The sequence below is a fragment of the Candidatus Nitronereus thalassa genome (genome assembly GCF_032191465.1).
Taxonomy (GTDB): domain Bacteria; phylum Nitrospirota; class Nitrospiria; order Nitrospirales; family UBA8639; genus Nitronereus; species Nitronereus thalassa.
Genome location: NZ_JAQOUE010000002.1, coordinates 45,894 through 71,509 on the forward strand (window position 1 = coordinate 45,894; position 25,616 = coordinate 71,509).

At 46.9% G+C, this 25,616-nt stretch carries 27 protein-coding genes and 1 pseudogene; 12 read left to right on the top strand and 16 right to left on the bottom strand.

What is annotated here, in order from left to right; genetic code table 11:
* Window positions 1–23 precede the first annotated feature (23 nt).
* Entirely contained in the window at window positions 24–1,565 is a 1,542-nt protein-coding gene (locus tag PPG34_RS15390) for a BCCT family transporter (RefSeq protein WP_313834329.1), read from the top strand.
* A 94-nt stretch (window positions 1,566–1,659) separates the two neighbouring features.
* On the opposite strand, the gene PPG34_RS15395 is transcribed toward PPG34_RS15390, so the two are convergent.
* Window positions 1,660–2,019, bottom strand: coding sequence for a hypothetical protein (locus PPG34_RS15395; RefSeq protein ID WP_313834330.1), 360 nt, complete (start codon window positions 2,017–2,019; stop codon window positions 1,660–1,662).
* A gap of 318 nt (window positions 2,020–2,337) precedes the next feature.
* Between PPG34_RS15395 and PPG34_RS15400 the strand changes: the two genes are divergently transcribed.
* The 5 genes and pseudogenes from PPG34_RS15400 to PPG34_RS18405 form a co-directional block, all read left to right on the top strand.
* On the top strand, window positions 2,338–2,808 hold the full coding sequence (locus tag PPG34_RS15400) for a CBS domain-containing protein (protein WP_313834331.1): 471 nt from the start codon (window positions 2,338–2,340) through the stop codon (window positions 2,806–2,808).
* 120 nt (window positions 2,809–2,928) lie between these two features.
* Window positions 2,929–3,468, top strand: a complete 540-nt coding sequence (locus PPG34_RS15405; protein WP_313834332.1) for a hypothetical protein — start codon at window positions 2,929–2,931, stop codon at window positions 3,466–3,468.
* Window positions 3,469–3,542: 74 nt separating this feature from the next.
* Window positions 3,543–4,313 (top strand): BON domain-containing protein, encoded by a 771-nt coding sequence (locus PPG34_RS15410; RefSeq protein ID WP_313834333.1) that lies wholly within the window; start codon window positions 3,543–3,545, stop codon window positions 4,311–4,313.
* A 68-nt stretch (window positions 4,314–4,381) separates the two neighbouring features.
* Entirely contained in the window at window positions 4,382–4,660 is a 279-nt protein-coding gene (locus PPG34_RS15415; RefSeq protein WP_313834334.1) for a hypothetical protein, read from the top strand.
* Window positions 4,661–4,835: 175 nt separating this feature from the next.
* Window positions 4,836–5,039: pseudogene (locus tag PPG34_RS18405) on the top strand (cation-transporting P-type ATPase); the annotation flags it as partial.
* On the opposite strand, the gene PPG34_RS15420 reads toward PPG34_RS18405, so the two are convergent.
* On the bottom strand, window positions 4,958–5,188 hold the full coding sequence (locus PPG34_RS15420; protein ID WP_420888109.1) for a dodecin: 231 nt from the start codon (window positions 5,186–5,188) through the stop codon (window positions 4,958–4,960). The pseudogene PPG34_RS18405 and the gene PPG34_RS15420 sit on opposite strands and share 82 nt — an antisense overlap.
* Before the next feature lie 151 nt (window positions 5,189–5,339).
* Window positions 5,340–5,777: a DoxX family protein gene (locus PPG34_RS15425; protein ID WP_313834336.1), complete on the bottom strand. Its 438-nt coding sequence runs from the start codon at window positions 5,775–5,777 to the stop codon at window positions 5,340–5,342.
* A gap of 629 nt (window positions 5,778–6,406) precedes the next feature.
* On the opposite strand from PPG34_RS15425, the gene PPG34_RS15430 reads away from it, so the two are divergent.
* From PPG34_RS15430 to mgtE, 6 genes are all read left to right on the top strand, one after another.
* The gene (locus tag PPG34_RS15430) at window positions 6,407–8,293 is read left to right on the top strand and encodes a transketolase (protein ID WP_313834337.1); all 1,887 of its coding nucleotides are present in this window, start codon (window positions 6,407–6,409) and stop codon (window positions 8,291–8,293) included.
* Between the two features lie 182 nt (window positions 8,294–8,475).
* On the top strand, window positions 8,476–8,844 hold the full coding sequence (locus PPG34_RS15435) for a tetratricopeptide repeat protein (RefSeq protein ID WP_313834338.1): 369 nt from the start codon (window positions 8,476–8,478) through the stop codon (window positions 8,842–8,844).
* 275 nt (window positions 8,845–9,119) lie between these two features.
* Window positions 9,120–10,196 carry a hypothetical protein gene (locus PPG34_RS15440; RefSeq protein WP_313834339.1) on the top strand — a complete coding sequence of 359 codons (1,077 nt, stop codon included), beginning with the start codon at window positions 9,120–9,122 and terminating at the stop codon, window positions 10,194–10,196.
* 480 nt (window positions 10,197–10,676) lie between these two features.
* Complete coding sequence (locus PPG34_RS15445) at window positions 10,677–11,051, top strand: hypothetical protein (protein WP_313834340.1); 375 nt, start codon at window positions 10,677–10,679, stop codon at window positions 11,049–11,051.
* 149 nt (window positions 11,052–11,200) lie between these two features.
* Entirely contained in the window at window positions 11,201–12,247 is a 1,047-nt protein-coding gene (locus tag PPG34_RS15450) for a sodium:calcium antiporter (RefSeq protein ID WP_313834341.1), read from the top strand.
* A 74-nt stretch (window positions 12,248–12,321) separates the two neighbouring features.
* Window positions 12,322–13,665: a magnesium transporter gene (gene mgtE, locus PPG34_RS15455; RefSeq protein ID WP_313834342.1), complete on the top strand. Its 1,344-nt coding sequence runs from the start codon at window positions 12,322–12,324 to the stop codon at window positions 13,663–13,665.
* A gap of 29 nt (window positions 13,666–13,694) precedes the next feature.
* Here the strand turns inward: mgtE and PPG34_RS15460 are convergent, their stop codons facing one another.
* The 13 genes from PPG34_RS15460 to PPG34_RS15520 form a co-directional block, all read right to left on the bottom strand.
* Window positions 13,695–13,871, bottom strand: a complete 177-nt coding sequence (locus PPG34_RS15460; protein WP_313834343.1) for a hypothetical protein — start codon at window positions 13,869–13,871, stop codon at window positions 13,695–13,697.
* Window positions 13,868–16,780 (bottom strand): cbb3-type cytochrome c oxidase subunit I, encoded by a 2,913-nt coding sequence (locus PPG34_RS15465; protein ID WP_313834344.1) that lies wholly within the window; start codon window positions 16,778–16,780, stop codon window positions 13,868–13,870. The genes PPG34_RS15460 and PPG34_RS15465 overlap by 4 nt, the downstream gene beginning before the upstream one ends.
* Window positions 16,781–16,782: 2 nt before the next feature.
* Window positions 16,783–17,271, bottom strand: coding sequence for a hypothetical protein (locus PPG34_RS15470; RefSeq protein WP_313834345.1), 489 nt, complete (start codon window positions 17,269–17,271; stop codon window positions 16,783–16,785).
* A gap of 204 nt (window positions 17,272–17,475) precedes the next feature.
* Window positions 17,476–17,763 (bottom strand): hypothetical protein, encoded by a 288-nt coding sequence (locus tag PPG34_RS15475; RefSeq protein ID WP_313834346.1) that lies wholly within the window; start codon window positions 17,761–17,763, stop codon window positions 17,476–17,478.
* 317 nt (window positions 17,764–18,080) lie between these two features.
* Window positions 18,081–19,832, bottom strand: coding sequence for a thiamine pyrophosphate-dependent enzyme (locus tag PPG34_RS15480; RefSeq protein WP_313834347.1), 1,752 nt, complete (start codon window positions 19,830–19,832; stop codon window positions 18,081–18,083).
* 81 nt (window positions 19,833–19,913) lie between these two features.
* On the bottom strand, window positions 19,914–20,654 hold the full coding sequence (locus tag PPG34_RS15485) for a hypothetical protein (protein WP_313834348.1): 741 nt from the start codon (window positions 20,652–20,654) through the stop codon (window positions 19,914–19,916).
* 126 nt (window positions 20,655–20,780) lie between these two features.
* Window positions 20,781–21,197, bottom strand: a complete 417-nt coding sequence (locus PPG34_RS15490; protein WP_313834349.1) for a DUF2934 domain-containing protein — start codon at window positions 21,195–21,197, stop codon at window positions 20,781–20,783.
* 68 nt (window positions 21,198–21,265) lie between these two features.
* On the bottom strand, window positions 21,266–21,700 hold the full coding sequence (locus tag PPG34_RS15495) for an FKBP-type peptidyl-prolyl cis-trans isomerase (protein WP_313834350.1): 435 nt from the start codon (window positions 21,698–21,700) through the stop codon (window positions 21,266–21,268).
* Between the two features lie 143 nt (window positions 21,701–21,843).
* Complete coding sequence (locus PPG34_RS15500) at window positions 21,844–22,314, bottom strand: hypothetical protein (protein ID WP_313834351.1); 471 nt, start codon at window positions 22,312–22,314, stop codon at window positions 21,844–21,846.
* Between the two features lie 214 nt (window positions 22,315–22,528).
* Window positions 22,529–23,659, bottom strand: coding sequence for a VIT1/CCC1 transporter family protein (locus PPG34_RS15505; RefSeq protein WP_313834352.1), 1,131 nt, complete (start codon window positions 23,657–23,659; stop codon window positions 22,529–22,531).
* A gap of 112 nt (window positions 23,660–23,771) precedes the next feature.
* Window positions 23,772–24,260, bottom strand: coding sequence for an MgtC/SapB family protein (locus PPG34_RS15510; RefSeq protein WP_313834353.1), 489 nt, complete (start codon window positions 24,258–24,260; stop codon window positions 23,772–23,774).
* A 206-nt stretch (window positions 24,261–24,466) separates the two neighbouring features.
* Window positions 24,467–24,808, bottom strand: coding sequence for a CBS domain-containing protein (locus PPG34_RS15515; RefSeq protein WP_313834354.1), 342 nt, complete (start codon window positions 24,806–24,808; stop codon window positions 24,467–24,469).
* Between the two features lie 266 nt (window positions 24,809–25,074).
* Window positions 25,075–25,563: a YybH family protein gene (locus PPG34_RS15520; RefSeq protein ID WP_313834355.1), complete on the bottom strand. Its 489-nt coding sequence runs from the start codon at window positions 25,561–25,563 to the stop codon at window positions 25,075–25,077.
* Between the last annotated feature and the right edge of the window lie 53 nt (window positions 25,564–25,616).

The following is a 25,616-nucleotide window of genomic DNA, read 5'->3' on the forward strand; positions in this document are numbered from 1 at the left end:
TTTCACAAGTAATGGTAAATATTGTGAGTACACACACCTCTCAGACCACATCACTATTCAAACGGTTCGGCTTTCATCTTCATTCTATTGTTTTTGGATGTTCCGCGTTCCTCATTCTGTTGTTTGTTCTTCTCTCGCTCATTCGCCTTGATGAGATGCAAAAAACTTTTCAGACCATTGAAACCATAATCGCAGAAAAAGCTGGTTGGCTTCTTGTCCTTTCAGTCAATGTATTTCTTATTTATGTTGTCACTGTACTCTTGAGTCGATTTGGGAGCATCAAGCTTGGAGGAAAGGATGCAAAACCCGACTTTTCCTATTGGGGTTGGTACTCGATGTTGTTTAGTGCCGGAATGGGAATTGGACTATTATTTTGGAGCGTGGCCGAGCCAATCTCCCATTACGTTTCACCGCCATTCGGAGAGCCAAGGACTGTTGAGACCGCACGCCTTGCGCAAGGGTTAACTCTCCTGCATTGGGGAGTCCATGCCTGGGGAATCTATGCATTAGTAGGATTGGCTTTGGCGTTCTTCGCCTATAACAAGGGACTTCCTTTATCACTTCGATCGGTATTTTATCCATTATTTGGCGAGAAGATTTATGGGTCTCTTGGGAACATTGTTGACATTATCGCGACCATCTCCACCTTATTTGGAGTTGCGACTTCTTTGGGACTCGGCGCTCAACAGGTAAATGCAGGTCTGGCGTATCTTTTTTCGTTTCCCAACAATACCCTGACCCAAGTGATCCTGATTGCGATTATTACCGCATTAGCGACCCTGTCGGTTGTTCTTGGGTTGGACCGTGGCATACAACGTTTGAGTCAGATCAATTTGGGATTTGCTCTTATGCTCCTCCTGTTTATCTTTTCGATAGGACCGACGATCCATCTGCTGAATACCCTGATTCAAAACGTCGGTCTATACACAAAACATATCGTGATGTATGGCACGTGGACAGAAGCCTATAGCCAAACGGATTGGCAACATGACTGGACGATTTTTTATTGGGGATGGTGGATTGCATGGTCCCCTTTTGTCGGGACATTTATTGCCAGAATATCTCGGGGCCGGACCATCAAGGAATTTTTAGTGAGTGTCTTATTGGTTCCCACCGTGGTCACGATGACGTGGATCACCGTGTTTGGAAATTCTGCATTGTTTATTGAAATGTCCGACAGTGGCCGTATCGCTGAGGCCGTTCAGGAAAATGTTGCCGTCTCACTCTTTGTCCTGCTTGAGCAATTTCCTTGGTCATTCTTCACAAGTATGTTAGGCATTGTGGTGGTGACGATTTTTTTTGTTACTTCTTCGGATTCCGCTTCGTTTGTGATTGACATGATTACGGCTGGAGGCCATACCAATCCGCCAGTGAAACAACGGGTATTTTGGGCGATCACCGAAGGGGTTGTCGCTTCGATTTTACTGTTGGGAGGAGGGCTTATGGCCTTTCGCATCGCCTCAATCAGTATGGGGGTACCGTTTGCCATTGTGTTGTTAATTGCATGTGTGAGCCTATGGCTCGGGTTAAAGGGAGAAGATGCCGGTTCCAAGACCACAGCCTAATTGCATCGAAGAAAGGACCATTTGCTCATAAAAAAGGGGCAGAATTCTGCCCCTTTTTTTGCCTTCTCGGCGTGGACCTTACGACTATGACCAACTATCGATTAGGATTAATCGCATTCTTTACAGGTGGATTGATCTCATAATCTGGATATCCTTTTGCCAGTTCAGGTAATACTCCCGCTCCTTTATTATTGACATTGGTATCTTTTTCGGTCCATTCCGGGTTCTTTCGAATCTCGGATTTTGTTGCTGCCTGCATGGCTTTCTCACCAGTCCACAAATCTCGGCCTGGATCATTCGCTAAGGATTGCCCGGTGACCGGACTCTTCAACGGTTTCATCGGATGGCCTGGATGTTCAGGCAGAAGAGCTGGGTTTGCCAAGGCCGTCCCAACGAGCAGCGTCGTCCCCAAGAGAGCGCCGGTGAGTATGTTGATGGTTAAAAACCGTTTCATGGTGCCTCCTTCTAGATTGGTGTTTGGTAAAGCGACAAATGGCCGAGCAAGCTATTGTCTGCACGACTCAATTATCGATTAAGCATAACTTCAACTTACACCTCTCTCGACAACCCACAACTATCAACAACCCTTGATGAGTTTTGCCTTGAACCTGCTTAAAAACCCATGGCCAGGGTTTTCTTTAGTTTTTGGAAAGTGAATTCCCTGTTAAAACACGACTGAAAACTGATGGCCATTGACACCGCTGAACTAAGCAGAAAGTGTCACCAAAATTTTCTAACTACTGTAATCAAGGACTATAGAGGAGGTAGCCAAATGGTGGTGAGCGATATTATGACAGTTGGAGCTATGACCATCGAAGCAGATGATTCGATCACCCAGGCAGCTCAAAAGTTGGAAAAACACGGTGTTGGGCTCTTGCCTGTTCTTGATAACCAACAATTGATTGGCGCGATTTCTGATCGGGACATTGTTGTCCGAGTGGTATCTCAAAAATATGCCCCTCAAAGTTGCCAAGTTCGGCACTTCATGTCTCCGCAAGTTGCCGTGTGCTTTGAAGATCAAAAAGTCGAAGAAGCTGCTCATTTGATGAAACAGGAACAAATCCGTCGGCTCTTTGTGCTGAACAAAGACCAGAAGCTTGTTGGAATGCTCTCACTTGGCGATTTAGCCTATCGAGACCAACATGGGCAGGTTGCAAAGGATGCGCTCAAAGGGATTTCTGAACCACCCAGGCCAATACAACAGAGGATGACGAGTAGCTCACACAACCACGAGCACAATTAATATTCCTGAATGGTCAGACATGTCATTGCCAATTTATGCTCATATGAATTTGCCCATCACCGGATGTATTTGAAGGATGCTCTTCTCAATCGATCAGTTGTCAACATAAGGAGGTTTTACATGGAACAACAACACAATCGTACGGGTAGAATGCTGACAATCAAAAAGGTTCCATTCCATATTCTCCTTACGTGTACCGTCGCGGGTCTGATAAGTTTCGAAGTAAATCATGTGACATTTGCGACCCCGACGGCTCAAATCACCCCAGACCAAGCCAACGTCACACTTGAGTTTGAAAAGTCTGAATATGGAATGGAACGAAACTTTCCCCTTTATGAACAAGGGCCAATCCGTTATTTCAGCGCTGGGGTAGGCAAAGCTGAAAGGAAACCACAATACCCAGCATTTCCCCTTAAGCTGATTTTTGCAAATGACACTGGCTCTTTTCTCGCATTCATCTCTGTAGAAATTCGTCACCAGGACGGTTCGCTGGCTGCAGACATTCCAGCCAAGCATGTCACTGGCCCATGGTTATTTGTGGATTTGGAGCCTGGAGTCTATGAGATTGTTGCCACAAACAAGAATGGCCAAAAGGTCACAAAGCATGTTCCAATAAAAAAGGATGACCCATTGTCGCTACCCTTGTACTGGAATTCATAGGGAACGGTATCTGACAATGGGATGTTTCCTGTTCCTGCTATCTAAAGCGTGAAATTTCGTAAAAGGAGGTATTTATGTTCAATCAACGACGAACACTGAATGGCATAATGGTAGGCACCATCATGACAGTTTTTCTCTGTGTTGGCGTAGGGTTAGCTAAAGAAGTTGGAGAACTCACCGACGGTCGAATGGAAGGAGCGATTGAAAGACGATTAGAAATGGATTCAAGAATAATAAGTAACGCGATTGGTGTGACAGTAAAAGATGGACATGTCAGGTTGTTCGGGAGTGTTGACACGCTTCAAGAGCATGGACAAGCTACGCAAGTCGCTAGCTCGGTCATAGGGGTCAAATCAGTTCATAACACCATAGAAATTCGACCGAATCCGAAACCAGATCAACACATTCGAAATGAAATCTCCACGCGGCTTAAGGAAAGCGCCTTAATAAAGGATGATCATATCGACATTAGGGTGTCAAATCGGGTTGTCACACTAATGGGCACAGCTCCAAGCCAAAGCGCCTTGCGTCAAGCACAACACGTCGCAGAATCCACGCCGGGAGTTCGAAAAGTAGAAAATTTGCTAGGCCTTCAGGGATCAGATCGGTCTGATGAGTTAATTCACAAAGACGTGCTGGATTATCTTCTGTGGTCACCGCTGGCAGATCTACCCGACTTTAACGTGTCAGTGAAACAAGGGGTGGTCACCTTAGAAGGAACGGTGGCGCATCTCATTCACAAAGACGTATTGGCTATGGATATTATAAATATTCACGGTGTCAAAAACGTCAAAGTTGGAAAAGTCATCCCTGAGTCTTTTGAGATCTCTTTAAAGGACCAATAAATCATTACTGAGGAATATTTATTCTGTGGCAACTTTTCGTCTGCAGAAAATATGGAGGAGTACCAGCTATGCCAAGAGGCGACAAATCCAAATATACAGAGAAACAGAAGCGTCAGGCTGCTCATATTCAAAAGGGCTATAAAGAACATGGCGTCCCTGAGGAAGAAGCAGAAGCGAGAGCCTGGGCGACGGTGAACAAAATCACAGGAGGTGGAAAGAAAAAGGGTGGATCTGGAAGGGGAAAACCTTTGAATAAAGACCCGGCTCGGAAAGGTGGGGAAAAAGGTGGAAAGGCTTCCACAAAGAAAAACGTGTCAACTGTCACGAATGCTAAAAAGAAGCAATAACCCTTATTGAGTCCAATCCTTTCCAATTCATTTTATACACACGAGCACGACTAGGTTGAAAACCATGTCGCAACAAATCTCCAGTGACAGGGGCAGCACTATCGTGGCATTGGTTGTCGGTGAAAATGTCCTGCAGAAAATAAAATGACAGCCCAAAAGTCCAACCAAGGACGAAGCCACAGCCTGGCAGGAACAATTTAGACCAAATCAGCTGCCAGAAAAGCCATTCCCTGTGCCTTGGTTTGTTTTTTTACGCCAATTCAAGCATCCCTTGATTCAGGTTTACCTCTCGAATGTTCAGGGAGGCGTCTCATCTTCTTCATCTTCTAAGGTAAAACCGACTTTCAATGTGACCTGCCAATGGGCAACTTTTCCCTGATCAATATCTCCTCGGGTTTCCACAACCTGAAACCACCGCATATGGCGTAGGGTCTTGGACGCTTTCGCAATCGCATTCCGAATGGCGTCCTCTTCAGTCGTTGTTGAACTCCCAGTCAACTCAAGAACCTTATACACATGATCGTCCATTATTTTTACCTCATCGCAATCAACCATTAATTGCGCTCATCCATGCAACCGCGAAAGCAACAATCTGGTCACATAGACGATCGCCTCGGTTTGGGATTCATAATCGTTCTATGATGTTCCCCAAAGTTTTCTCCATGAACTCCTAGCAGACTCAAGAGTAGGATTCAGCCTGTTGAGTCTGCCTGCTAAACTGTCTGGAATGTCTTCCAACCAGGGCATCGAGGCTCCATGCTCCAGGACCAAACACATAGACATAGAGCAGCCCTCCCATCATCGCGATATTTTTGAGAAACATGATGAATTGAGTCTGATTGGAGAAATGGGTATGAAAAATCCATGTTGTGGGAATCATGAAGAGGAACAGCATGGCCGCACCAACCTGAGTCCAAAATCCCAATAAGAGAGAGAGGCCAGCGACGATTTCCACCACAATCGCGCCAAACAGAAAAATTTCCGTCGCTGGCATACCCATTGATGTCATATATTCTTGAGTGGAAGCGGGATTGAATATTTTATTGAACCCGGAAAGCAAAAAAATGGCTGCTAGCATCGTGCGACCTGCCAGCATGATGTAATTATTATATTTCATACAGACCCTCCTTTCTCAAATGGTACTAGCCATCTGTTTGTCAAAAACTTCATAGAATCAGGAGCCTGACTGAACCATCTATATTTGTACCGAGACGGTCTGACGGGTTCCTAATGTAGCCGCTGATAATGCACATTTTTGAGCCTGCTGGTTTATTGCAAAAATTCCACGCCTCCTTTGGCGTTGACGAACAATCCATCGGTAAAATTCACACCTCCACCCTCGCACTTCATTTTCGTGTCCCTGAGTTCCTGTACTTAAGATGATTCGGGCGTCTTCTTCACCTTGGTGGTCCACCTTGCTGAAACTCAACCCTTCAATGGCACTTCCCGTCTGAAATTGTTTCAGATTTGAACACTAACTCTCCAATTCGACATAAGCCATACGGGGGAAGAGGTTAGCGCAGGAAATGTCTCGGAAAACACTGTCAAAAACCCTGGCCCGCAATTATTGCTTGAAGGAAAGATGAAGGGTTCCAACCCATGCCATCCGTTAGCCATCCGGTCACCTTAAATTTCATGTCTCATCCATAGCCAGGGTATTTTCCAGTTTTAAGGCAAGCTCATCTGCAGTAGGTTGAAGAAGTGGCTAAAACCATTTTAGTAGAGACTAAGAGAAGGAGTCTGGGCATGGTGTCGGCATCTTTAAAAGATTCTAGTTTTGACCACAGGCTTATCAAGGGATTGCGGTCCCAGGCGGCTCAGCTTCGCATGGATAGTGTGCATGCGACATCATCCGCAGGAAGCGGACATGCAACAAGTTGTTGTTCTGCAGCCGATATTGTGGCCACCTTATTTTTTGGCGTCATGCGATTTCACCCGGAGATTCCCAGACTTACGACTAATGACCGGTTTATCCTTTCAAAAGGCCATGCGGCTCCACTCCTGTATGCGGCCTGGGCAGCAGTCGGCTTATACCCCCGTGAGGAATTATCAACCCTACGACAGATCGACTCTGACTTGGAGGGCCATCCGACGCCTCGCCTGCCATTTGTTCATGTGCCAACGGGTTCTCTGGGGCAAGGGTTATCAGCTGGGGTGGGAATGGCCTTAAATGCCAAATACCTGGATCAATTGGATTATCGCACGTATGTACTAATGGGGGATGGGGAATCAGTTGAGGGAGCCGTATGGGAGGCAGCGGAAATCGCCCGCTATTACGACCTCGATAATCTATGTGCAATCATTGATGTTAATCGTTTAGGACAATCCGACCCCACGATTCATCAACATCGTATGGAACGCTATGTCAACCGGTGGTCAGGCTTTGGATGGCACACCATTGTCGTCGACGGTCATGATCCAGCCTCCCTGCTCCAGGCGTTCGCAGAAGCCGAACAGACCTTGGCCCAGCCAACGGTCATCCTTGCAAAAACAATAAAGGGAAAGGGCATCTCGTTTCTTGAGGATCAGGGCGGACGCCATGGGAAAGCCTTAAAAGGAGAAGAACTTGAAAATGCAATACAGGAATTATCAAAACAAATAGAACCAGAGATTTTGCCTCTTACCAATCGAAATATTCCTCTCACTGGGGAGGTATCGAATTCGTTAAGAAACAAAACCCGTCGATCACTTCCTGCCTACAAGAAAGGCGACCAGGTGGCTACCCGTCAAGCGTTTGGAGAAGCTCTGTTGGCTGTAGGAAAAGCACATCCACATGTAGTCGTGCTCGACGGTGACGTCAAGAACTCCACACATGTGCAACAATTTGCCGATGAATGCCCCGATCAATTTTTTGAATCATTTATTGCCGAACAGAATATGATCGGCACGGCCATGGGACTAGCCTCATGCGGGAAAATCCCCTTTGCCGCAACCTTTGCCGCTTTTCTGACGCGTGCGCACGACTTCATTCGAATGGGCGCCATTGGACGAGCCAACATCAAGCTTATGGGATCACATGCTGGCGTCAGTACCGGAGAAGACGGCCCTTCTCAAATGGGACTAGAAGACATCGCCATGATGGCCACACAACCAGACACGGTCGTTCTGTATCCATCCGATGCTGTTTGCACTCACTGGGCGGTTCAGGAAGCCGTCGCGCACCAAGGGATGGTGTATATCCGAACCAATCGACCAGAAACTCCTATCCTGTACGACAACGACGAATCATTTTGCCTAGGAGGATTCAAAGTCGTACGACACACGCCTCGTGATCTTTTAACCGTCGTCACAGCTGGGGTTACGCTTTTTGAAACTTTGAATGCCCAGGAGCAGCTCGAACGACAAGGGATATCGGTTCGCGTAATCGACTTGTACTGCGTGAAACCTATTGACGCCCATGGTTTATATGCTCACATCAGTGAAACCGAGGGCCGCGTACTGATCGTAGAAGATCATTATGAACATGGTGGATTCGGTGATGCGGTGCGGCGGGCCTTAGGTCGAAAGAGTATTGAGAGTGATCATTTGGCTGTGCGAAACATTCCCCGAAGCGGAAAATCTCAAGAGCTGCTCGATCGATACACATTGAGTACAAGTTCAATTATTAAAAGAATCCAAGCGATGATTCAATAATCTCGAAGCTGAAATGAAGTGATAACGGTCACAAAACCAAATCAATGTTTTTTGAAACCGTCGAAGTCAGGCCAATACCGTTCGAGCTCGCAATGATGTCGGACAATGACGCACGACTCAAAAACCCCAATGCTCGTGTTGAGCCATTGGCTTTTTGTACACCTCAACCTAAGGAGGAGGTTATGAACCAAAATCGCACCATTTGCTATACGCTTCTACTGTTTTTCATGATGACCAGTATCGGCGCGACAAGTCCATCGTTCGTTCCATTAAAAACCGACTCAGGATCTCCGGCACAAAGGCTTAACCAGTCCGGGATTAAAGCGTATCAGGAAGGGGAATGGCAAAAAGCACAGGAGCATTTCCTTTCGGCGGGTCAAGAGGCCCCTCAGTCTGCTGTCGTTCATTACAATCTTGGCTTAACGTTACATAAAATTGAAGAGCACAAGGATGCCGCCCAACATTTTCAAAAAGCGGCAGATCTAGGAACGAATAATTCACACATACAAGAATCTCAAATTCTGAAGGATCATTTAGAGATGCTGAACTAACCAATTCTATTCCATGGATCTACTCACAAGACCAAGGTCTTCACCTGTCACTGTGAGTATTGGAATACGGATACGTGGCACCACTAGGGAAAAACAATTTACAGAGGGCCACGTGAAAACAGAGAGAAAACTTCCATGGGAAATTTTGTGGGGAAAGGAGGTCGTCCATGGTCTGGGAAAGGGCACCAACGTCTGTACAAACGGCCACAATTGATCGTGAACTTTGTACAAATTTCGCACATAAGTTCAATTAAACTTTTCGAATGGAGGAAAACATGAACCGCGTATACTATCAACAACCAGCGATACACTATGCCATCGCTGTCAGTTTGGCGACAGTAATCGGAACCACTCTGATAGGCGCCACAACCTCAGCGTTGGCCTTATCGAAGCCCCTGGGAGGCCACATACAAGGGAAAAGCTACGTGGTAAGAGGAAAGCTTGTAAATGTCCAAGGGGATCAGTATTGGATTCGCAAATCCACAGGGGAAGATATCCGAATCAAAGTGACCGCCGATACGAATATGGTGTGTGAATCAAACCGTGAAATGCCTTCCAAAGCAATTACCACAGGACGCACGGAGATGAAGCAAAAACCAAAAACAAAGGGATTTCGAATTGGAGATTGCCCTCCCGAACCCGGGCAATACGTGAAGGCCGAAACGACTGATATCGGCACAGCCAGTTTTGTCAGGTCTTACGACGAGGGATCCATATTGAGACAGACTGAACGACTTGGTCTGCCTCAACAATATTCCGTATTTCCCGTCGTGCGAGGAGAATTACAGCAAGTGCCGGCCAACGATTTTGCAGTTCGAACCGAGGATGGCAAACAAATTGGCAATCTCAAGAAGGTGATTATTGACACACAGGTGGGAAATATCGTGTATGGTGTAGTTGCATTGGATCAGGTGGCGCTTCAATCTCATGGGATGGAACTTGCGAGGGGCAGTTTAATGGCCGCGCCATGGGATGGATTCACCGTTTCGGACAAAGGCAATAGTATTTTGATCAATGCAACATTTGACCAATTATCGAATATGCCTGCGTTTGGCAATGAAATGTCCGTCTATGACGTACGTGCCTTTTGGGAACTGCACGATCCGACGTTAAAAAGCCCTGTGACTCCGGAATATCAAGGAGTCGATCGTGTAGCGAATTTGGATTTAGAAAGAGAACGGGCACGCTATGAATCTGCCAGGGATCGGTTTCTGGACACACAAACAAAGTTTGAAGACGACCGACAGGCAATGGAAAGGGCCCGCGAACGGTGGGAAGACGCCTTGCTTGACTACAGGACTGAAACGGGAAAAACGATTCAACAAGAACTGCAAAGTCAAATATTCCGTTAAAATTTCTTAAGTAGCTCATTCGCGTTGATGGCTGTGGCTGGATGTTTCTGGCCACGGCCATCTTCTGCATGGCTTTTGCTCAGTAAGAAGTCAATAAATCAAGCACCCACAAGACTACCGTCAACTGGCAGGTCCGTTTTCTTCGAGAGAGAAAAAGTCTGGGCGAGTTAAGATCACGTGTGATGGTCACGAATCTCAGTTCTACATGATGGGTTCTTTGGTGACACGAAAGGAGACTTCCTCATGGTAAATGATCCACAGAAAAAGACCTGCGCGCATCCTTCATGCACATGTATTGTAGAACCTGGAAAAGAATTTTGCTCGAAGTTCTGCTCAGACTCTCGAAGCCCTCTGAGTTTATGTTCCTGTGAGCATGAATCATGCGCGGCACCTTCTGGATAATTTAGACCCCCACCGTGATCGTCATTAATTTTTGTTGACTAATCGACATAAAGGACGGAAGCTCATGTGAAGAGGAAGATGATAGCCATTTTTTTAGGTGTCATATTTATCGTGGCTACCTGGTCATGGGTCAACGAAAGTGTTTATGCCAATGGAGCCTCTTCACCATTTTCGAATCAGACAGTCATTTTTCGTCTTGATGAAATGAAAACGGACCTCAATGGTCTCCGGCATGAGCTTCAAACGATGCAGAAGCAGTTGGAGGCTATGGAAAACAAACTGCAGAAAAGTACGAAACCCACACAAGGTAAGAGCGGAGATACGGTCACTCAACTCCAACAAGATGTATCTTCGATCCATTCCACGTTGACCAACCGGCTTTGGTTTGAAGTGGGGGGTTTCCTCATCCTGGCAAGTCTTTTAGGTTATGTTGGATTCAAAATGAGACCATGATCCAGTACCAATTGCGTGTTGGAGACACAACGTTGGCTTTACATTGAACATGAATCTGGCGTTTGAGGAGTAACTTTTGGGGGAGATCATCTTATTTGAATTCTGGGGCTCTATGGGTAACCGCATGCCACCTTTAATCTATACACATAATGCTTGATTCTGAAACATGGTCCCTTTCGTTCAGTATCGTTGTCTTTTCATTCGCCACGATCCTCATCGTGGGATTTGGCAGTTGGTTGGCAAAACTCGCTGACCACTTGGCTGATCGCACCGGGTTGGGAGAGGCGCTAATGGGGGCCTTGTTTCTTGGAGCAGCCACATCCCTTCCTGAAATCACCACCACCACCACGGCCGCAATCACCGACCATGCAGACTTAGCCATCAGCACGGCGTTGGGAGGGATTGCCGCCCAGACCGTATTTTTGTCACTGGCGGATATGACCTATAAGCGGGCAAATCTTGAACATGCTGCGGCATCAATGGCAAATATCATGCAAGGCCTACTGGCTATTGCTTTACTGACCACCACTATTCTGGCTTTTGGTACCAGTCACATCCATTGGTTTGGGATTCATCCGGCGACACCGTTTATGATTGGCGCGTACCTGTATGGGCTTCATCTTGTGTATAAAACCCAGGCCTACCCCATGTGGAAACCCCAAAAAACGTCAGAAACAAAAACCGATGTCCCCGACCCGTCTATCGAGGGTCCGTCATCTCTACTCTGGCTCTGGGCTCTATTGCTGTTCGTGTGTCTCATCGTGGGAATCGCTGGATGGCTTATTGCCAAATCCGGCATTGCGATTGCGACACATACCGGCCTGTCGGAGACCATCATTGGGGTGGTACTTGTGTCGATCTCCACATCGTTTCCTGAATTGGTGACGGCACTCGCTGCCGTTCGGCACGGAGCCCTCACCTTAGCGGTAGGCGGGATATTAGGCGGCAATGCGTTTGACACCCTTTTGGTGGCGTGGTCCGACTTGGTGTATCAATCCGGGACCATTTATGAGGCTATCTCACATCAACAAGTTTTTCTGATGGCATTGACGATTCTCATGACCGTCATTCTGATTATGGGATTAGTGCGACGGGAAAAAAGTGGCATTGGAAATATCGGGTTCGAAAGCTTCTTGATCTTGGTGCTGTATGTTGGGGCCATTGTTTATCTTTTTGCGTTTGAACAATCCTTGTAACTAATTTTCAACGTAACAATCTAACAATTAGACATTGTTCATGGTGTCATGGATTTGGCTGAAGGAGCATTCATATGGGCGCACCCATTGAAGAATTGATTGATCAACAACAATGGGAGAAACTGCAAAAGCAGATTGAAGCGCAACCAGCGCCAGAAGTCGCTGATGCCCTCGTGACCCTGCCTCAAGATCGTCAAGCATTGTTTTTCAATGTCTTGTCGCCTTCACAATCTGCTGAGGTCTTTTCTTATTTAATGCCTGAAGTACAGGAACCGTTACTCAAGGCCTTGCCAGATGACAAAGTACGTGTCTTGTTAGCAAAGCTGCCACCAGATGATCGCACGAAAGTTCTTGAGGGATTATCTCACCATACGATTTCGAAACTTCTGACATTACTCAACCACCAGGATCTCCAAGAAGCTCAACAGCTTCTACACTATCCCAAAGAAAGCGTCGGCCGACTCATGACTCCGGATTTCGTCTCCGTAATGCCTGATTGGACAATAGGGAGCGCGTTTGACCATATACGAAAAGAAGGGAAAGAATCGGAAACAATAGCCGTAATTTATGTCAGAGATACACATTGGAAACTCCTTGACGCACTGAACCTTGAACAATTGGTGTTGGCGAGTCCATCGCAGACTATTTCCAAAATTATGGACTCCTCGTGTGTAGCGCTTCATCCCGAAGACGATCAGGAAAAGGCCGTGCGAACAATACAAAAACATGATTTGGTTGCTCTTCCGGTTATCGATGCATCTGGAAACTTACTGGGAATTGTCACGGCAGACGATGTGCTTGACGTGGCCGAAGAGGAAGCCACCGAAGATATGCAAAAAGGCGCTGCGGTCGAGCCTCTCAAAACCCGTTATCGTGACTCATCGGTCTGGGGATTGTATCGAAAACGAATCCCATGGCTTGGCGGGTTGGTGTTAGTGAATCTCGTTGCTTCGGGAGTGATTGCGTTCTATGAAGAGACCCTCGCCTCGGCCCTGGCCTTAGCGTTCTTTATTCCCGTGCTCATGGGTAGTGGAGGAAATACGGGAACTCAGGCCGCGACGCTGATGGTTCGGGCATTGGCCACGGAAAACTTCACAGGCGCGCAATGGATGAAAACTTTGTTGAAAGAAATTGGAGTCGGAAGCCTTTTGGGCATCACCATGGGGCTCGGCATTGCGGTGTTGGGTATTGCCAGGAATGACTGGGCTCTTGGGATGACGGTAGGACTCGCGATGGGGGCAATTGTGCTGCTTTCCAATATCATTGGGGTACTGTTCCCGATTGTGTTGAATTATTTTCGCGTTGACCCCGCTGTCGCCAGTAGTCCCATGGTGACCTCAACTGCAGACGTCACGAGTCTTGCCCTTTATTTTGCCATTGCGACGTTCGTATTAACGAATGCACCAGGGGGAATGTAACTGCCTTTCAGATACTGTTCTGCAATTGACTAAGGGTGCCAAAAGACCAGCAAATAATACCCACCCCAAATACAAAGCCCAACACTGACGACGATAAGCCACCAGGGAATTTTGCCAGGTTTTTCCCTGACTCCGGCTGACACATATTCATATTCTCCATCATGGGACGAAGGTATCTGTTGCTTGTCTGCCTCGTTGTTGTTCATAAAGCATGCTCTTCTTTTTGCGTTGAGTCCTCTTGTTCTCCTGTCTTCATCGTCTGTATTGACGACATAGGCTGTGATTCAGGGAGTATCACGACATCATCTTCTAATTTTCCATTGTTGGCAGAAGTAGAAAGGGAAGCCCAAATGCGCCTTCTCGCATCTTCTACTTTTTCAGTTGGCAAGTCAGAGGCCAGGAGAGTTTTCATTTGGGCATTCACCCGAAGGGATTGCACAAAATGAACAATCTTCCACACTTGTTTGACAGAAAGCTGTTCTTGAAAAGCGGGCATAGGATCTCCGCCAACTCCTGTCATAATTGTCGTAAACAGGTGCTGGCTGTCATGTCCTAATTTCACACCACCCGGCTCTCCTGCGGGCAACACAAAGTTGGCTGGCTGAATAGGGCTCCCCCACACATCATTGACCTGTCCTGCTAAAATGCCGTCACCCAATCCCTTAGCTCCATGACAGAGCTTGCAATGCGTGTCGAAGAGCGTGGCCCCTTCTTGAAGAGACGTTGCAGTTACGGGTGGTTCAAGAGGCACCGTAATCGGCGATGGAACTTTTTCGTTTTCCCAACGATCTGAAAATGATTTGATATAGTGGATGACCGCCCACCGTTCTCGTTCCGGCAACGAATACCAGGGAGGCATGGCCGTACCCCACAGCCCATGCGTGATTGTGACAAAAAGATCGGCGTCGGTTGGTAATGAATTTTGACCTGCGGTCGAATGAAATTTGAACATCCCCCGTGTGAAGTCTCTTGGTTTCGGGTTCAGAAATTTGGCTGCTGGTCCCTTGCCGTCACCCTTCTCACCATGACACCCTATGCACCGGAGTTCATAGACTCGACGGCCTAAATTGAAAAGGTCGGCCTGGCCTTGTGGACTCGATTGCAACGCCGCGCCTTTGACGAGTCGCGTGGACACAAACCCTTCCCGCCAATCGCCGATAGAGGTGCCCAAGCGTTGGATATAGGTCAGGAGTGCCTTGCCGTCTTCATTCAGTACAAACGATGAATCTTCGCCCTCCGTAAACAACCAGGGAAATTTTGGCATAATTGAATTCGGAACAACTTCCCGAGGATTCCAATGGTGAGCGATATGCCAATCATCACCATATTTTCGTCCAACTCGTGTCAAATCCGGACCAATGCGTCGTGTACTGAATAGATGGGGCCGATCATGCGCATATTCTCCTGCCTGAGAAACCGGACCCCACCGAAATCTTTCTCCGGTAACCGGACGGATGTATTGAGAGTGGCAATACCAACAGCCTTCTCGAATATACACCTCCCGACCGCGTTGTTCCTCAGGAGAATACGTCGCCACTTGTACCGTCGATTCCGTCACGACATTTTGGACAGTGGTCTCTCGTGTTTCAGCCATCAGTAAGGGAATAATGCCCTGAGTCAACACCGCAAGAGAGAAAAAACCAATGCCTGCGGCCACGACAATCGTTGATGGGGTTTCTAACCAATTTGGCTTGGTGTACGGTCGAACAGGATGTTCCGATTCCGGGGCAATGTGGGTCTGGGTTTCTTCGAGCGCAACACCCTTTCGTGCGGTCTGATAAAAATTAATCACCATCAAGGCCAGAGCAATATCCATGGCCAAGCCACCAAGTGTTCGGGACACCCACCACGGTTTCATTTCTTCCATCGAGTCCACAAAATTCGCCCCATACTCCAGCATAGACCCTTGGATGAACCCTTGTGCAGTCAGCCCCACTGCCATGATTGTAAATCCCACAATGGTCAGCCAAAGATGCCAACTGGCGAGTTTGGCGCTCCATAATTGACGACCGGTGACGCGAGGCCACACGTAATAGAGTCCGCCCACGACCCACGTGACCATGGACCCGAACACGGTTAAATGTGAATGGGCAATGACAAAATCATTGAAATGCGTGAGCTCCTGAAGACGGCGTAGCGCTTCGACTGACCCTTGAAAACATCCGAGCAAATAGTACACGGCCCCAAGCATCAAAAATTTCCCGGCATAGTGATCAGCCTGATTTCCGCCAAGAACCGTTCCCCATTGTCCTTTGATTGTTCCGAAAAAGTTGACCGTGACTGTCCAGACCGGAATGATAAGCATCATGCTCGTGACAATGGAAATAGTTTGCGTCCAGTACGGAATGGGACTGAACAAATAATGATGCGTGCCCACAAAGGGGTAGAATAATGCAAGAGACCAAAACCCGAGTAACGATAGCTTATGACTAAAAAGCGGTTGTTTAGTACTCAACGGCAGGAAGTAGTAAATGATGGCTAAGCCAGCAGGTGTAAGCCACAGCCCGACAATATAATGGATATACAAACCGTGCATGGCCGCGCTGTTGACCCCGGTAATTTCGTCGCTATACGGCAGAACAACATTTCCCAAGATCAGGTTGAACAGCGTCCACACCAAAGCAGCAGTGGCATACCACAGCGAGACATAAAAACGTGGTTCTTTTCGACGGAACACAGTTCCGAGAATTTGAATGCCGATACACGCAAAGATAAAGAATCGTAACAGATTCAACGGCCATTCGAATTCTGCTGCTTCTAAACCAAGGTTATATCCCAATAAAAGGGAAGCGCTTCCAAAGACAAGAAAGGCATTCCACAACCAGAGAAGCCAAAACCCCCAGGCTTCTTTGTAGAGTCTGACCCCGCAGAGTCTGGGAACCGCATAATACAGGAGGGCGATGAACGAAGTGGAAAACGAGCCAAAGATGACGCCATTGACATGAACCGGTCGTAGCCGTCCGAAGGTAAACCATGAGGTCTCACTCAAAAAATTCGGATTATGAAATTTGATGGAAACGAGGATCCCGACAATGGGAAACACCGTCAGCCAAATGAGAGCCCACCACCCCCATAGTCTGACTAACGGCTTACTCACAAGGGCTGAAGTGCTCATGGTTATGGCGCTTTCTGATATTTCTGCTTAATGTCTGCGATGACATTCGTTCCGCATTCAGAACAATACCCATGCGAAAATCTTGCTTGCGACCGCTGAGAAATATACGACTCTAACTGTTGCCAATTCCCACCTTCATCTCGAATTTTTTTGCAAGACATACAAATGGGGAGTACACCTTCCAGCATTTGAATTCTTTTGAAAGCTTCTTCTCGCTGGTCTCGGAACTTGTTTTGATAATAAGCCAACGTGGCGGTTACCCAAATGGCAAACAATGCCAGACCGCGGTTAGCCAAACCTTTCCAATACACGGGATCAGATTGAGGTGAATAGACGAAACCGCCTATTGTCAGGAACGAACACATTAAACCTATCGCAAATACAGAAGATCGTACTGGAAGAAAGGCAGCAAGCAGAACCGGAAGAACATAAGGAACGCCACCCGCCACCCCTATCGGCATCCATAAATCAGCAAAAAAGGTTGCAATCATCAAGACTATACACAGAGGCAGCAACCACCAGAAACCCTTTGACGAATGGTTGTGGGACAAGTGCATATAAATCCCAAGTATACGGTATTATCCAATATTATTCGACTTGACATTCCAGGCAACCAAAGCCCTATCTTTTTAAAACAATGAACCCGCGTACCTTATTACGTCAGACCACGGAACAACGAACGGTTGCATACTTTACTAACCTGCGGAGGTTGCCATAACAGATTTGATTCGGGCACGTCCCTTTTTGACTGCAGGAAATTTAGATTGGCGGTTATGAAGGATCGCGGGATCGATGACTTCCCCACATTGAAAGCACCGCAATCCCCAGAAACCATTTTCCCCAGTCCCATCCAAAAGATCGAAGCAATACTCATGAGTAAGTAGCCCCTCACATCGAGGACATGGTTGCCCTCGCGATACGTCACGAGATCGCAACGGAGAGGTGGACTCATGCACAGTCATTGGAATTTTGAATTGAGCCATGGTGTTCTCCTTTGTTGTGGTGAACAGTGTGTTTCACGCACCGTTGAACTCTTGGTAGATCTCGGATCTATCACTCAGGTCGTCACAATAGCATGCTAAGACAAAGCTGAAAGCTATAAAAAACCCTTGGCCAGGAATGATGAGGGCCTTTACGGAATTCAAATGGACTGCTGGATGAAGAAGGGGATCGTTGAAAAACCAAAGCCACACACATGCATGCAAATCCATGAATCGCATCACAATTTGCGCGCGGAAGAATATTGGAAAAAATTATTAACGAGATTATTCTTGCTGTTGCCGATTCTTACTGCATCCACTCAGATCAACTCACGCACTTTATCGGATAAGACGGTTAATGCAATCTTGTCCCTATTGGGTTCTCCCTTGGCCAACGAATGGGCGAATTTTGCGGCTTGGTCCAATGTGACTTTCGGAGGCATGGGAGGCTCAAAAGGATCGACAAGGGCTTCAATAATAACTGGGCCTGGAGTTTCAAACGCTTCCTGAAGAGTCGCCGCACAGTGCTGAGGATCGTCAATCGTGAGTCCTTTTGCTCCACAGGCTTCAGCAAAAAGAGCAAAGTTAATCGGATGGAGTTCACATCCGTATTCTGGATTTCCAAGAAAAACCATTTGTTCCCATTTAATCATGCCCAACGTATTATTTTTAATAATGATGACTTTCACCGGCAATTGATATTTCACGCAGGTCGCTAGTTCGGCCATCAGCATGGAAAATCCACCGTCTCCGACAAATGCCACACATTGGCGATCAGGATAGGCGAGTTGAGCCGCCATGGCATAAGGAAGGCCATTCGCCATCGAGGCTAAATTGCCGGAGACCGAATGCAGTTGGTCGGCTTTGGCAGGAACCTGTCTCGCCCACCACGTGGCGATCGTGCCGGAATCAGAGGACACAATCGCTGAGTTGCGAAGTTGCTTGCCTAATTCCCATGCTACGACCTGCGGTTTCATGGGCGTACTCTGATTAGTCCCGCGAGCTTCCATCAACGCCCACCAAACCTTCATTCCCTTTTGCGTTTTCTCTAGGAAGGATCGGTCTTCTTTCTGTTGAACCATTGGCAATAATGCATTCAGCGTTTTTCGGCATTGTCCTACCAGTCCAACTTCGATGGGATAACGCAACCCAATACGCATGGGATCCATATCAATCTGGACACCACGAGCCTGGCCAGGTTTCGGAAGGAACTCGATGTATGGAAAGGACGATCCTGCGATAAGTAAGGTATCGCATTCTTCCAAGACTTCTTGTGAAGGTTTGGTTCCAAGAAGGCCGATGGTCCCGGTTGTATAGGGACTATCGTCCGGTACCGACCCTTTTCCCAATAGGGCTTTGACAATGGGAGCTCCTAATCGCTCTGCGAGCAGCTCGAGTTCTTCGGAAGCTCCCAGAGCACCCCTACCCGCAAGAATCACAACTTTTTCGCCACCATTGAGAACCGCCGCCGCTAAATCCAAGTCTCGATTGCTGGGAAATCCCGCTTCAATGGCGAATACATCTGATGTATGGTTTGGCACATTGCGTTTGGTCGTAGGTTTAGACACTTCGCTATCCTGCAGATCGACAGGAAACGTGATGTGGGCGACCCCACGGTAACTGAGGGCTGTTCGACATGCTAAATGTGCGATGTTTTCGATGTGCGCTGCACCCATTACTCGTTCGTTATAAACCGCCACATCCATAAACACTTTATCGAGCTCGACATCTTGTTGTGTTTTCGTGCCTATAAGATCGTGAAACGGCATACCAGTGATGGCTAATACGGGCTGCCCATCGAGTTTCGCATCGTACAGCCCGTTGAGAAGATGAAGCCCGCCTGGCCCAGATGTGGCTAAACAGACACCAAGTTGTCCTGTATATTTGGCGTGGGCACAGGCCATGAATGCGGCGGCTTCCTCATGTCGGACTTGAATGAATTGGATCCGATCCTGTCGGAATCTGAGGGCTTCCATAATCCCGTTGATCCCATCACCAGGCATACCGAATATCCTATCGACGCCCCAATCGTGAAGCGTATCGATGAGTACTTCCGCCGCAGTCACACTCATAGCTAGACTCCTTGTCACTCTACTGTTTCATTTCGCAGAAGAAAGTCTTTGGGATTCTCAGGTGTGCGAGACAAGCACTCTTTAAAAAAGCTTGACTCCGACTTTACTGATGAGATGATCAGGTGCAAGATGATCAGGGCTGTATTCAATTTCGTTTTGGGTCATGTCTAGCGAAATACATTTTCTTGACCAGTCTATCGTGACCTTCTCGCATCGTCGTGTTGCAAAATACACGATTTTACCTTCCAACCAATGATGCGTTTCTACGGCAATATAGGGAATCGCCCAATCCGTATCCTCAATCACAAAATCCACAACAGAACCGACAATTCCTTCCTCAGCTTCAATAGAATACCCGAGGAGTTCATGACAACTTCGCAAATGCGGATTGTTCTGTTCTTTGGTTAAGGCTTCCCAATCGGCCAGCGAAACTTGGGTAGTCCCGTAATCCATAACAGGTTCCATCTTTCGCGACGCGGGAAACAATGGATCAGTCCCTCCCCAATACCTCGGCCATCGGTAATACCATGAACGTGTATTTTCCTTTTGGAGAAATACTGGTTTCTCCATGGTCACAGCCGGACAATTATTAATCTGATTCATAGTCAATCCGACAGGCAACACCCTCGCCTTCCAGTGAGGGGCCTTGAAGTAATCCATTTCAACCGTGACCTGGCAACTTTCGAGCCATTTTCCGGTTTCAACAACGACTTGGTGAATACGCCAGGTCCGATCATCAAAATGTAGGTCTTCGACTACCCCAACCCTTTGATCGAGCGCTTTGACGGTAAAGCCTTTTAAATCTTGGGTGGTTGCACGCATATTGTCCTCCTCTTGGCTCTATCCATTCCCTTACTAAGCTTGTACTGGCTGGCTAAGTAGGAGCATTCGATTTCTTTACATGAATAATGAGAATTGGATTTTTTTCAATTCGCCCTCCTCTCAAAACTAGTTAGGATGTTCCCCAACGACCTCCACAGACAAAATCTGCCTCTCCGCTTCCAACCAGTCTTCTAAATCATGACCATGCCCCCCGCCTTTGGCCTCGTAAAGCTCATAAGCTCTCTTCGCAATTCGAGCGCCTAAAGCTTTGAAATAAATATTCTTTGTATCTTCTTTACCTTGGGGAACAAGGCGTGGATTTTCTGGAATACCTGCTTCTGGATGGGAATATTTCATTGCGTTAATCACTTTTTCTTTCTTTTTGGCCTTTTGAGCCGCGACCGCGACTCTCGCAGATATTTTGGTTTTTGCATCTTGTTGACCTTTCAGCTTTTTAGCACTGGCGCGAGATATGGTTTGGGCCTTCTGTCTTGTTTTCTCTTTTGGAGTAAGAGGAGAGGTTGCTGTACGCTTCTCGGTCATATCAATGCTCCTTCGAAATAGATCGCAACAAAACAATCGTCCCCGGGAACAAAATCTCAATACACGCGTTACAACACCTTGGAGACAAGTTGCAGATCATACTGTAATGTCTGGCCGGCCAAAGGATGGTTAGCATCCAATCGAACCTTGGTATCATCCACCTCCGTGATCCTCGCCACCATGGATTCTCCCGCTGGTGGATTGATATCCAAGGTAAGTCCAATTTTTGGCTGAATCCCACGATCTCGAAATTCTTTTTGGTCGATCTCGGTCACTAATTCATGCCTGTACTGACCATATGCCAGGTCAGGTGTGAGCGTCACTCTGGCTGATTCACCGAATTCCATTCTCAAAAGCCTCTGTTCAATTTCACGGAGAATTTCTCCCTGACCTAACTTCAATTCCAGAGGTCCGGCACGATGCGTCGAATCGCAAACCGAACCATCATTGAGTGTGCATGTGTAGTGAATTTTCACCTTGTCTCCTGGTTGCGGGTGATCCATTGATGCACCTCCTTTTTCTGAATACCAGCATTCAGAATTCGACTTTTTCAAAGTCATTCCAATTTTTGTTTGCAAATCGTTTGACGTCCTTGCAACTTCCTTTGATGGTAATATATCCACAACATCTAAATGTAAATGTTACTCTAATTAGGAAGAGGGGCTTTCCATTGAAGACCTCCATTCGGACCATACATTGTCAACGTAGGTGTCCCATCTGCAAGAAGCTGAATGCGAGCTCGCGGTACATCCTGGTGATCACGAAGCACAAATTCTGGTCCACCCAGTGTTTGCGTTTCCAAAACCGCTCGACGTTTACAATTTTCTCCAAAGAGGGTGAGTGCTGCCTGTTCCCGGTCCCGTACGGTTAAGGCCAAGCGGCGATCGCAGGTTTTATCTCCGAGTATGAGCGCAGGATGCTCACCGTCCCAAAGGAACAAGCTCGCTCGGGGTTCCCCTTTATCATTGACTATTTGGAGACCCTTTGTCGTAATAAACTGGCGCGGTTCTAGCTGGCCAATGGCTTGGTCAGCCTGGCTTAACCAACTCAGCATGATGCCGCTCAGAAAGGCGATGAGCACATACACAAATAATGAAGACTTGATTGGTCTATTCATAGCTATGAATCCTCCCATACGTAAAAGCGTTATAATGCCACTTTACAGGAAATGATGTATTGAGAAAGCTGCAAAGAACCCTTGGTTCCTACTACGCGAAGAGGCAAGGTACTATTCAAACACTTACAACAGTAAAACTTGTGTAAACGCTATAAATCCGTGAAATACGCATGGAGGTAATTTAAGACAAAAATGGATGGGAGTTTGTGACGAACTAATTCAAAACCGTTATGCCTAGAAATCGACCTGTTCCGTAAGTGATAGTCGCAGCCGCGAGTCCAAGAAGGAGCTGCCTAAATCCGGAATAGAAGATGCTTCGCCCTGTGATCAAGGCCACTGCCGCACCAAAGACAAAAAGCATAAGGGCACTGAACAGAATTCCGCTAAATATCGCAAGCTGCTTATCGAAAATCGCAAACGGAATCAGCGGAATGGAAGCTCCAAAAACAAAAAGCAAAAACGAGCTAATCGCGGCTTCCCAGGCCGTTCCGCCGAGTTTTTCGGGATCAATCCCTAATTCCTCACGAGTCAACGTATCGAGAGCTCTATGTTTATCCGACATAAGTTCCTTGGCCAAATTTTGTGCATCCTCCTTCTTCAGTCCCTTGGCCTCAAAAATTAGCACCATCTCTTCTTGCTCTTCTTCTGGCATTTCATCAATTTCATCTGACTCAATGTCGATTTGCCGCTGCGATAATTCTCGTGAACTTTGCACTGAAATCCATTCTCCCATGGCCATAGAACCGGCCCCTGCTAAAAGGCCGGCCAATCCAGTGATGATAATGGTTTGTTCAGAGAAATTTGCGCCAACGACACCCATGATTAGGCTTACATTCGAAACCAATCCATCGTTGGCTCCTAATACGCTGGCTCGCAACACATTCCCGCCAATGGCGTGATGACGCCCTTCCATCCGAGCTAGTTCGCTTCCCTCGATGCCTTCTTCCGCTCCTTTACCTATTGCCCGTAACACTCTGGCATGTGAATGTTCTTGAACAAACAACTCGCCATCACGAGCTTCAGGATCCTGCTGATAGCGTCTCGAGCCGTTATATTCCATTTCAGTCAAAGCAGGGAGAATGAAAGCCGGCCCGAATCGTTTAGCCAACCAAATAATCAAACGCCAGCGAAATTCGAGAGGTTTATGGGGGATGGCCCAACCCAATGTTTCTAATTTGTGTTTCCAAATGTCCGCATGTCGCTGTTCCTGTTGAGCGATGCGTTGGAACACCTCAGCAATCTTTGCATTAGACTCCATTTTGGCCAACGCCTGATACAGGGCGACACTCCCTGTTTCATCTTTAAAGTTTCTCTCATACCGTTTAATCTTTGTGCGAGAATTCATATATACCTTTATACTTTTCTCTCAAACTCTCCTAAAGACGTGCCTCTTCATGAAGGAATCGACCTCGCTGGATTTGCAAGAGTGATCGACGAGGCAACTTCTTTCGATATCCCTATCCAAGATTTCGTGTCGATGCGGTACCCAGGCGAGCCTCAACGTGATGAAGTCCCCTCAGCACAACCCAGACCAAACCGGTCACTCCGATTGCTAAAATATATTGACCAAGAGCCACACACACACCAATGCCCGCAACGATTAAAATCGATGCTGCTGTGGTAAGACCATGAACACGATCTGCCGATTGTTGACGAATAATGGTACCGGCACCGAGAAAACTGACTCCTGTGATGACTGCTTCTATGAGGCGAATAGGGTCAGAGCGAAGCACATCGACATTGATGTTCGAATGGAAACCCTCTACCAAGACTTGCCCCATTGATACGAACAACGCGGCGGCTCCAGCGACAAGACTGTGGGTTCGGATACCCGCCGGACGATTGGCAAGTTCGCGGTCCAACCCAACTATTCCACCTAAGACCATGGCCGCAACGACATGGCCAAGAATTTGGATTTGAAGAAGTTCGATTAGGAGCACATCCATGATTTAAGTTCGCTTCCTGTGCCATAAGAAAATTTTTCAACCTAAAGCTGTAACAAAAATGTCTTGATGGCGTGAACTGGTAGAAACCCTGGAACCAGAAAACCTTATGAATTTTTCAGAGAGGAGTACTGTGGGAGGGAAGGTCGCTCGCCGATCTTTTTGTCTATAAAATTGTTTGAAAAGTAACTGATAGAAAACCTACTCGACTAAGCGAGCTGATCTTGAGAGATCATACCCAATGGCTTTCCGTTTGAATCAAGTACGACAAGATATTGGGTATTCATTTGGTCCATTTTCTTTTCAATCTCCTCGAGATCTTGATCTTCAGCACATCGAATTTCTCCACAGGTCATGACATCCCTTACAGTCGTTTTTTGGGGATCAAGTCCTTGAGCGGTACTATTTTCGATAATATTCTTGTCCGTGAGAATGCCGGATACTTGCATGTGATCCATCACCACCATGCTGGTGACTCCAAGGCGCTTCATGGTTTGTGCCGCATTAGATACCAAGTCACCACCCCTCAACGTTTCAAAAATTGGTGTCATTACCTGGTTGACCTTTTTTGTCATCCCTTATGATCTCTCCCCTCTAATGAAACGAAATTTTCTCGAGTTTACCGGGTTATTAATCATTTTACCTGCATATTCCTCAGATCGAACTGGGAAAAACCCTTGGCCAAGCAACGCTGGTTTCATAGCCAGTGGTTTTTGAGCAGCTTCCAGTAAAGGAGACATTACATAAATTCGGAAGCACAAAGTTCTTCAACTCCCCGTTCCTGAAGAAAATTTCACTGAGTCCCTGTAACCTTCTGTTAGGAATCGGATTGTCGAATGTCACACTTTTTGATGAACCATGCACCATGATGTTTTTCCAAGAAAAAAATATAGGTTCCTTGGACTGACACCTCAACGAGACCCATGCCAGGCTCTATACCAGCTAAAGAATAATGCCCTTCTACCGTGGCTCTATTCTCTCCCTGAAACCGTATTTTCCGAATGTCTTTTTTTAGACTGGACTCTTGGAATAATTCCTCACGGTCTTGGGTCAGCAATTTTCGAATGGCTGATCGGGATTCAGCCTCAGCCTCCCTTGGAGTATCCAATTCGCCATCCTTCACAAATAGTTCCACTAGGGCATTTGCATCATCGTGATTCCACGCACGTACAAACTCCCTAACAATGCCTTGAATCGCTTCCTTGTCTTGCTTTTTAGATGAACCCAAAGAATGTTTCGTCTGCAAGGAAAGAGTCGCAATCACAACACAAAGAATCAGAACGCCAGTTTGTGTATATGGATTCATTGTTTTTAATGCTATTTCTTATGATGTGGAAATTGTAATTTGATTGTCGAGTG

Bases quoted from the DNA above. Each gene is read 5' to 3' on its own strand.
- PPG34_RS15395 (WP_313834330.1), bottom strand. From the start codon at position 2,019: ATGAAACGGTTTTTAACCATCAACATACTCACCGGCGCTCTCTTGGGG.
- PPG34_RS15400 (WP_313834331.1), top strand. From the start codon at position 2,338: ATGGTGGTGAGCGATATTATGACAGTTGGAGCTATGACCATCGAAGCA.
- PPG34_RS15405 (WP_313834332.1), top strand. From the start codon at position 2,929: ATGGAACAACAACACAATCGTACGGGTAGAATGCTGACAATCAAAAAG.
- PPG34_RS15410 (WP_313834333.1), top strand. From the start codon at position 3,543: ATGTTCAATCAACGACGAACACTGAATGGCATAATGGTAGGCACCATC.
- PPG34_RS15415 (WP_313834334.1), top strand. From the start codon at position 4,382: ATGCCAAGAGGCGACAAATCCAAATATACAGAGAAACAGAAGCGTCAG.
- PPG34_RS15420 (WP_420888109.1), bottom strand. From the start codon at position 5,188: ATGGACGATCATGTGTATAAGGTTCTTGAGTTGACTGGGAGTTCAACA.
- PPG34_RS15425 (WP_313834336.1), bottom strand. From the start codon at position 5,777: ATGAAATATAATAATTACATCATGCTGGCAGGTCGCACGATGCTAGCA.
- PPG34_RS15430 (WP_313834337.1), top strand. From the start codon at position 6,407: ATGGTGTCGGCATCTTTAAAAGATTCTAGTTTTGACCACAGGCTTATC.
- PPG34_RS15435 (WP_313834338.1), top strand. From the start codon at position 8,476: ATGAACCAAAATCGCACCATTTGCTATACGCTTCTACTGTTTTTCATG.
- PPG34_RS15440 (WP_313834339.1), top strand. From the start codon at position 9,120: ATGAACCGCGTATACTATCAACAACCAGCGATACACTATGCCATCGCT.
- PPG34_RS15445 (WP_313834340.1), top strand. From the start codon at position 10,677: ATGATAGCCATTTTTTTAGGTGTCATATTTATCGTGGCTACCTGGTCA.
- PPG34_RS15450 (WP_313834341.1), top strand. From the start codon at position 11,201: ATGCTTGATTCTGAAACATGGTCCCTTTCGTTCAGTATCGTTGTCTTT.
- mgtE (WP_313834342.1), top strand. From the start codon at position 12,322: ATGGGCGCACCCATTGAAGAATTGATTGATCAACAACAATGGGAGAAA.
- PPG34_RS15460 (WP_313834343.1), bottom strand. From the start codon at position 13,871: ATGAACAACAACGAGGCAGACAAGCAACAGATACCTTCGTCCCATGAT.
- PPG34_RS15465 (WP_313834344.1), bottom strand. From the start codon at position 16,780: ATGAGCACTTCAGCCCTTGTGAGTAAGCCGTTAGTCAGACTATGGGGG.
- PPG34_RS15470 (WP_313834345.1), bottom strand. From the start codon at position 17,271: ATGATTGCAACCTTTTTTGCTGATTTATGGATGCCGATAGGGGTGGCG.
- PPG34_RS15475 (WP_313834346.1), bottom strand. From the start codon at position 17,763: ATGGCTCAATTCAAAATTCCAATGACTGTGCATGAGTCCACCTCTCCG.
- PPG34_RS15480 (WP_313834347.1), bottom strand. From the start codon at position 19,832: ATGAGTGTGACTGCGGCGGAAGTACTCATCGATACGCTTCACGATTGG.
- PPG34_RS15485 (WP_313834348.1), bottom strand. From the start codon at position 20,654: ATGCGTGCAACCACCCAAGATTTAAAAGGCTTTACCGTCAAAGCGCTC.
- PPG34_RS15490 (WP_313834349.1), bottom strand. From the start codon at position 21,197: ATGACCGAGAAGCGTACAGCAACCTCTCCTCTTACTCCAAAAGAGAAA.
- PPG34_RS15495 (WP_313834350.1), bottom strand. From the start codon at position 21,700: ATGGATCACCCGCAACCAGGAGACAAGGTGAAAATTCACTACACATGC.
- PPG34_RS15500 (WP_313834351.1), bottom strand. From the start codon at position 22,314: ATGAATAGACCAATCAAGTCTTCATTATTTGTGTATGTGCTCATCGCC.
- PPG34_RS15505 (WP_313834352.1), bottom strand. From the start codon at position 23,659: ATGAATTCTCGCACAAAGATTAAACGGTATGAGAGAAACTTTAAAGAT.
- PPG34_RS15510 (WP_313834353.1), bottom strand. From the start codon at position 24,260: ATGGATGTGCTCCTAATCGAACTTCTTCAAATCCAAATTCTTGGCCAT.
- PPG34_RS15515 (WP_313834354.1), bottom strand. From the start codon at position 24,808: ATGACACCAATTTTTGAAACGTTGAGGGGTGGTGACTTGGTATCTAAT.
- PPG34_RS15520 (WP_313834355.1), bottom strand. From the start codon at position 25,563: ATGAATCCATATACACAAACTGGCGTTCTGATTCTTTGTGTTGTGATT.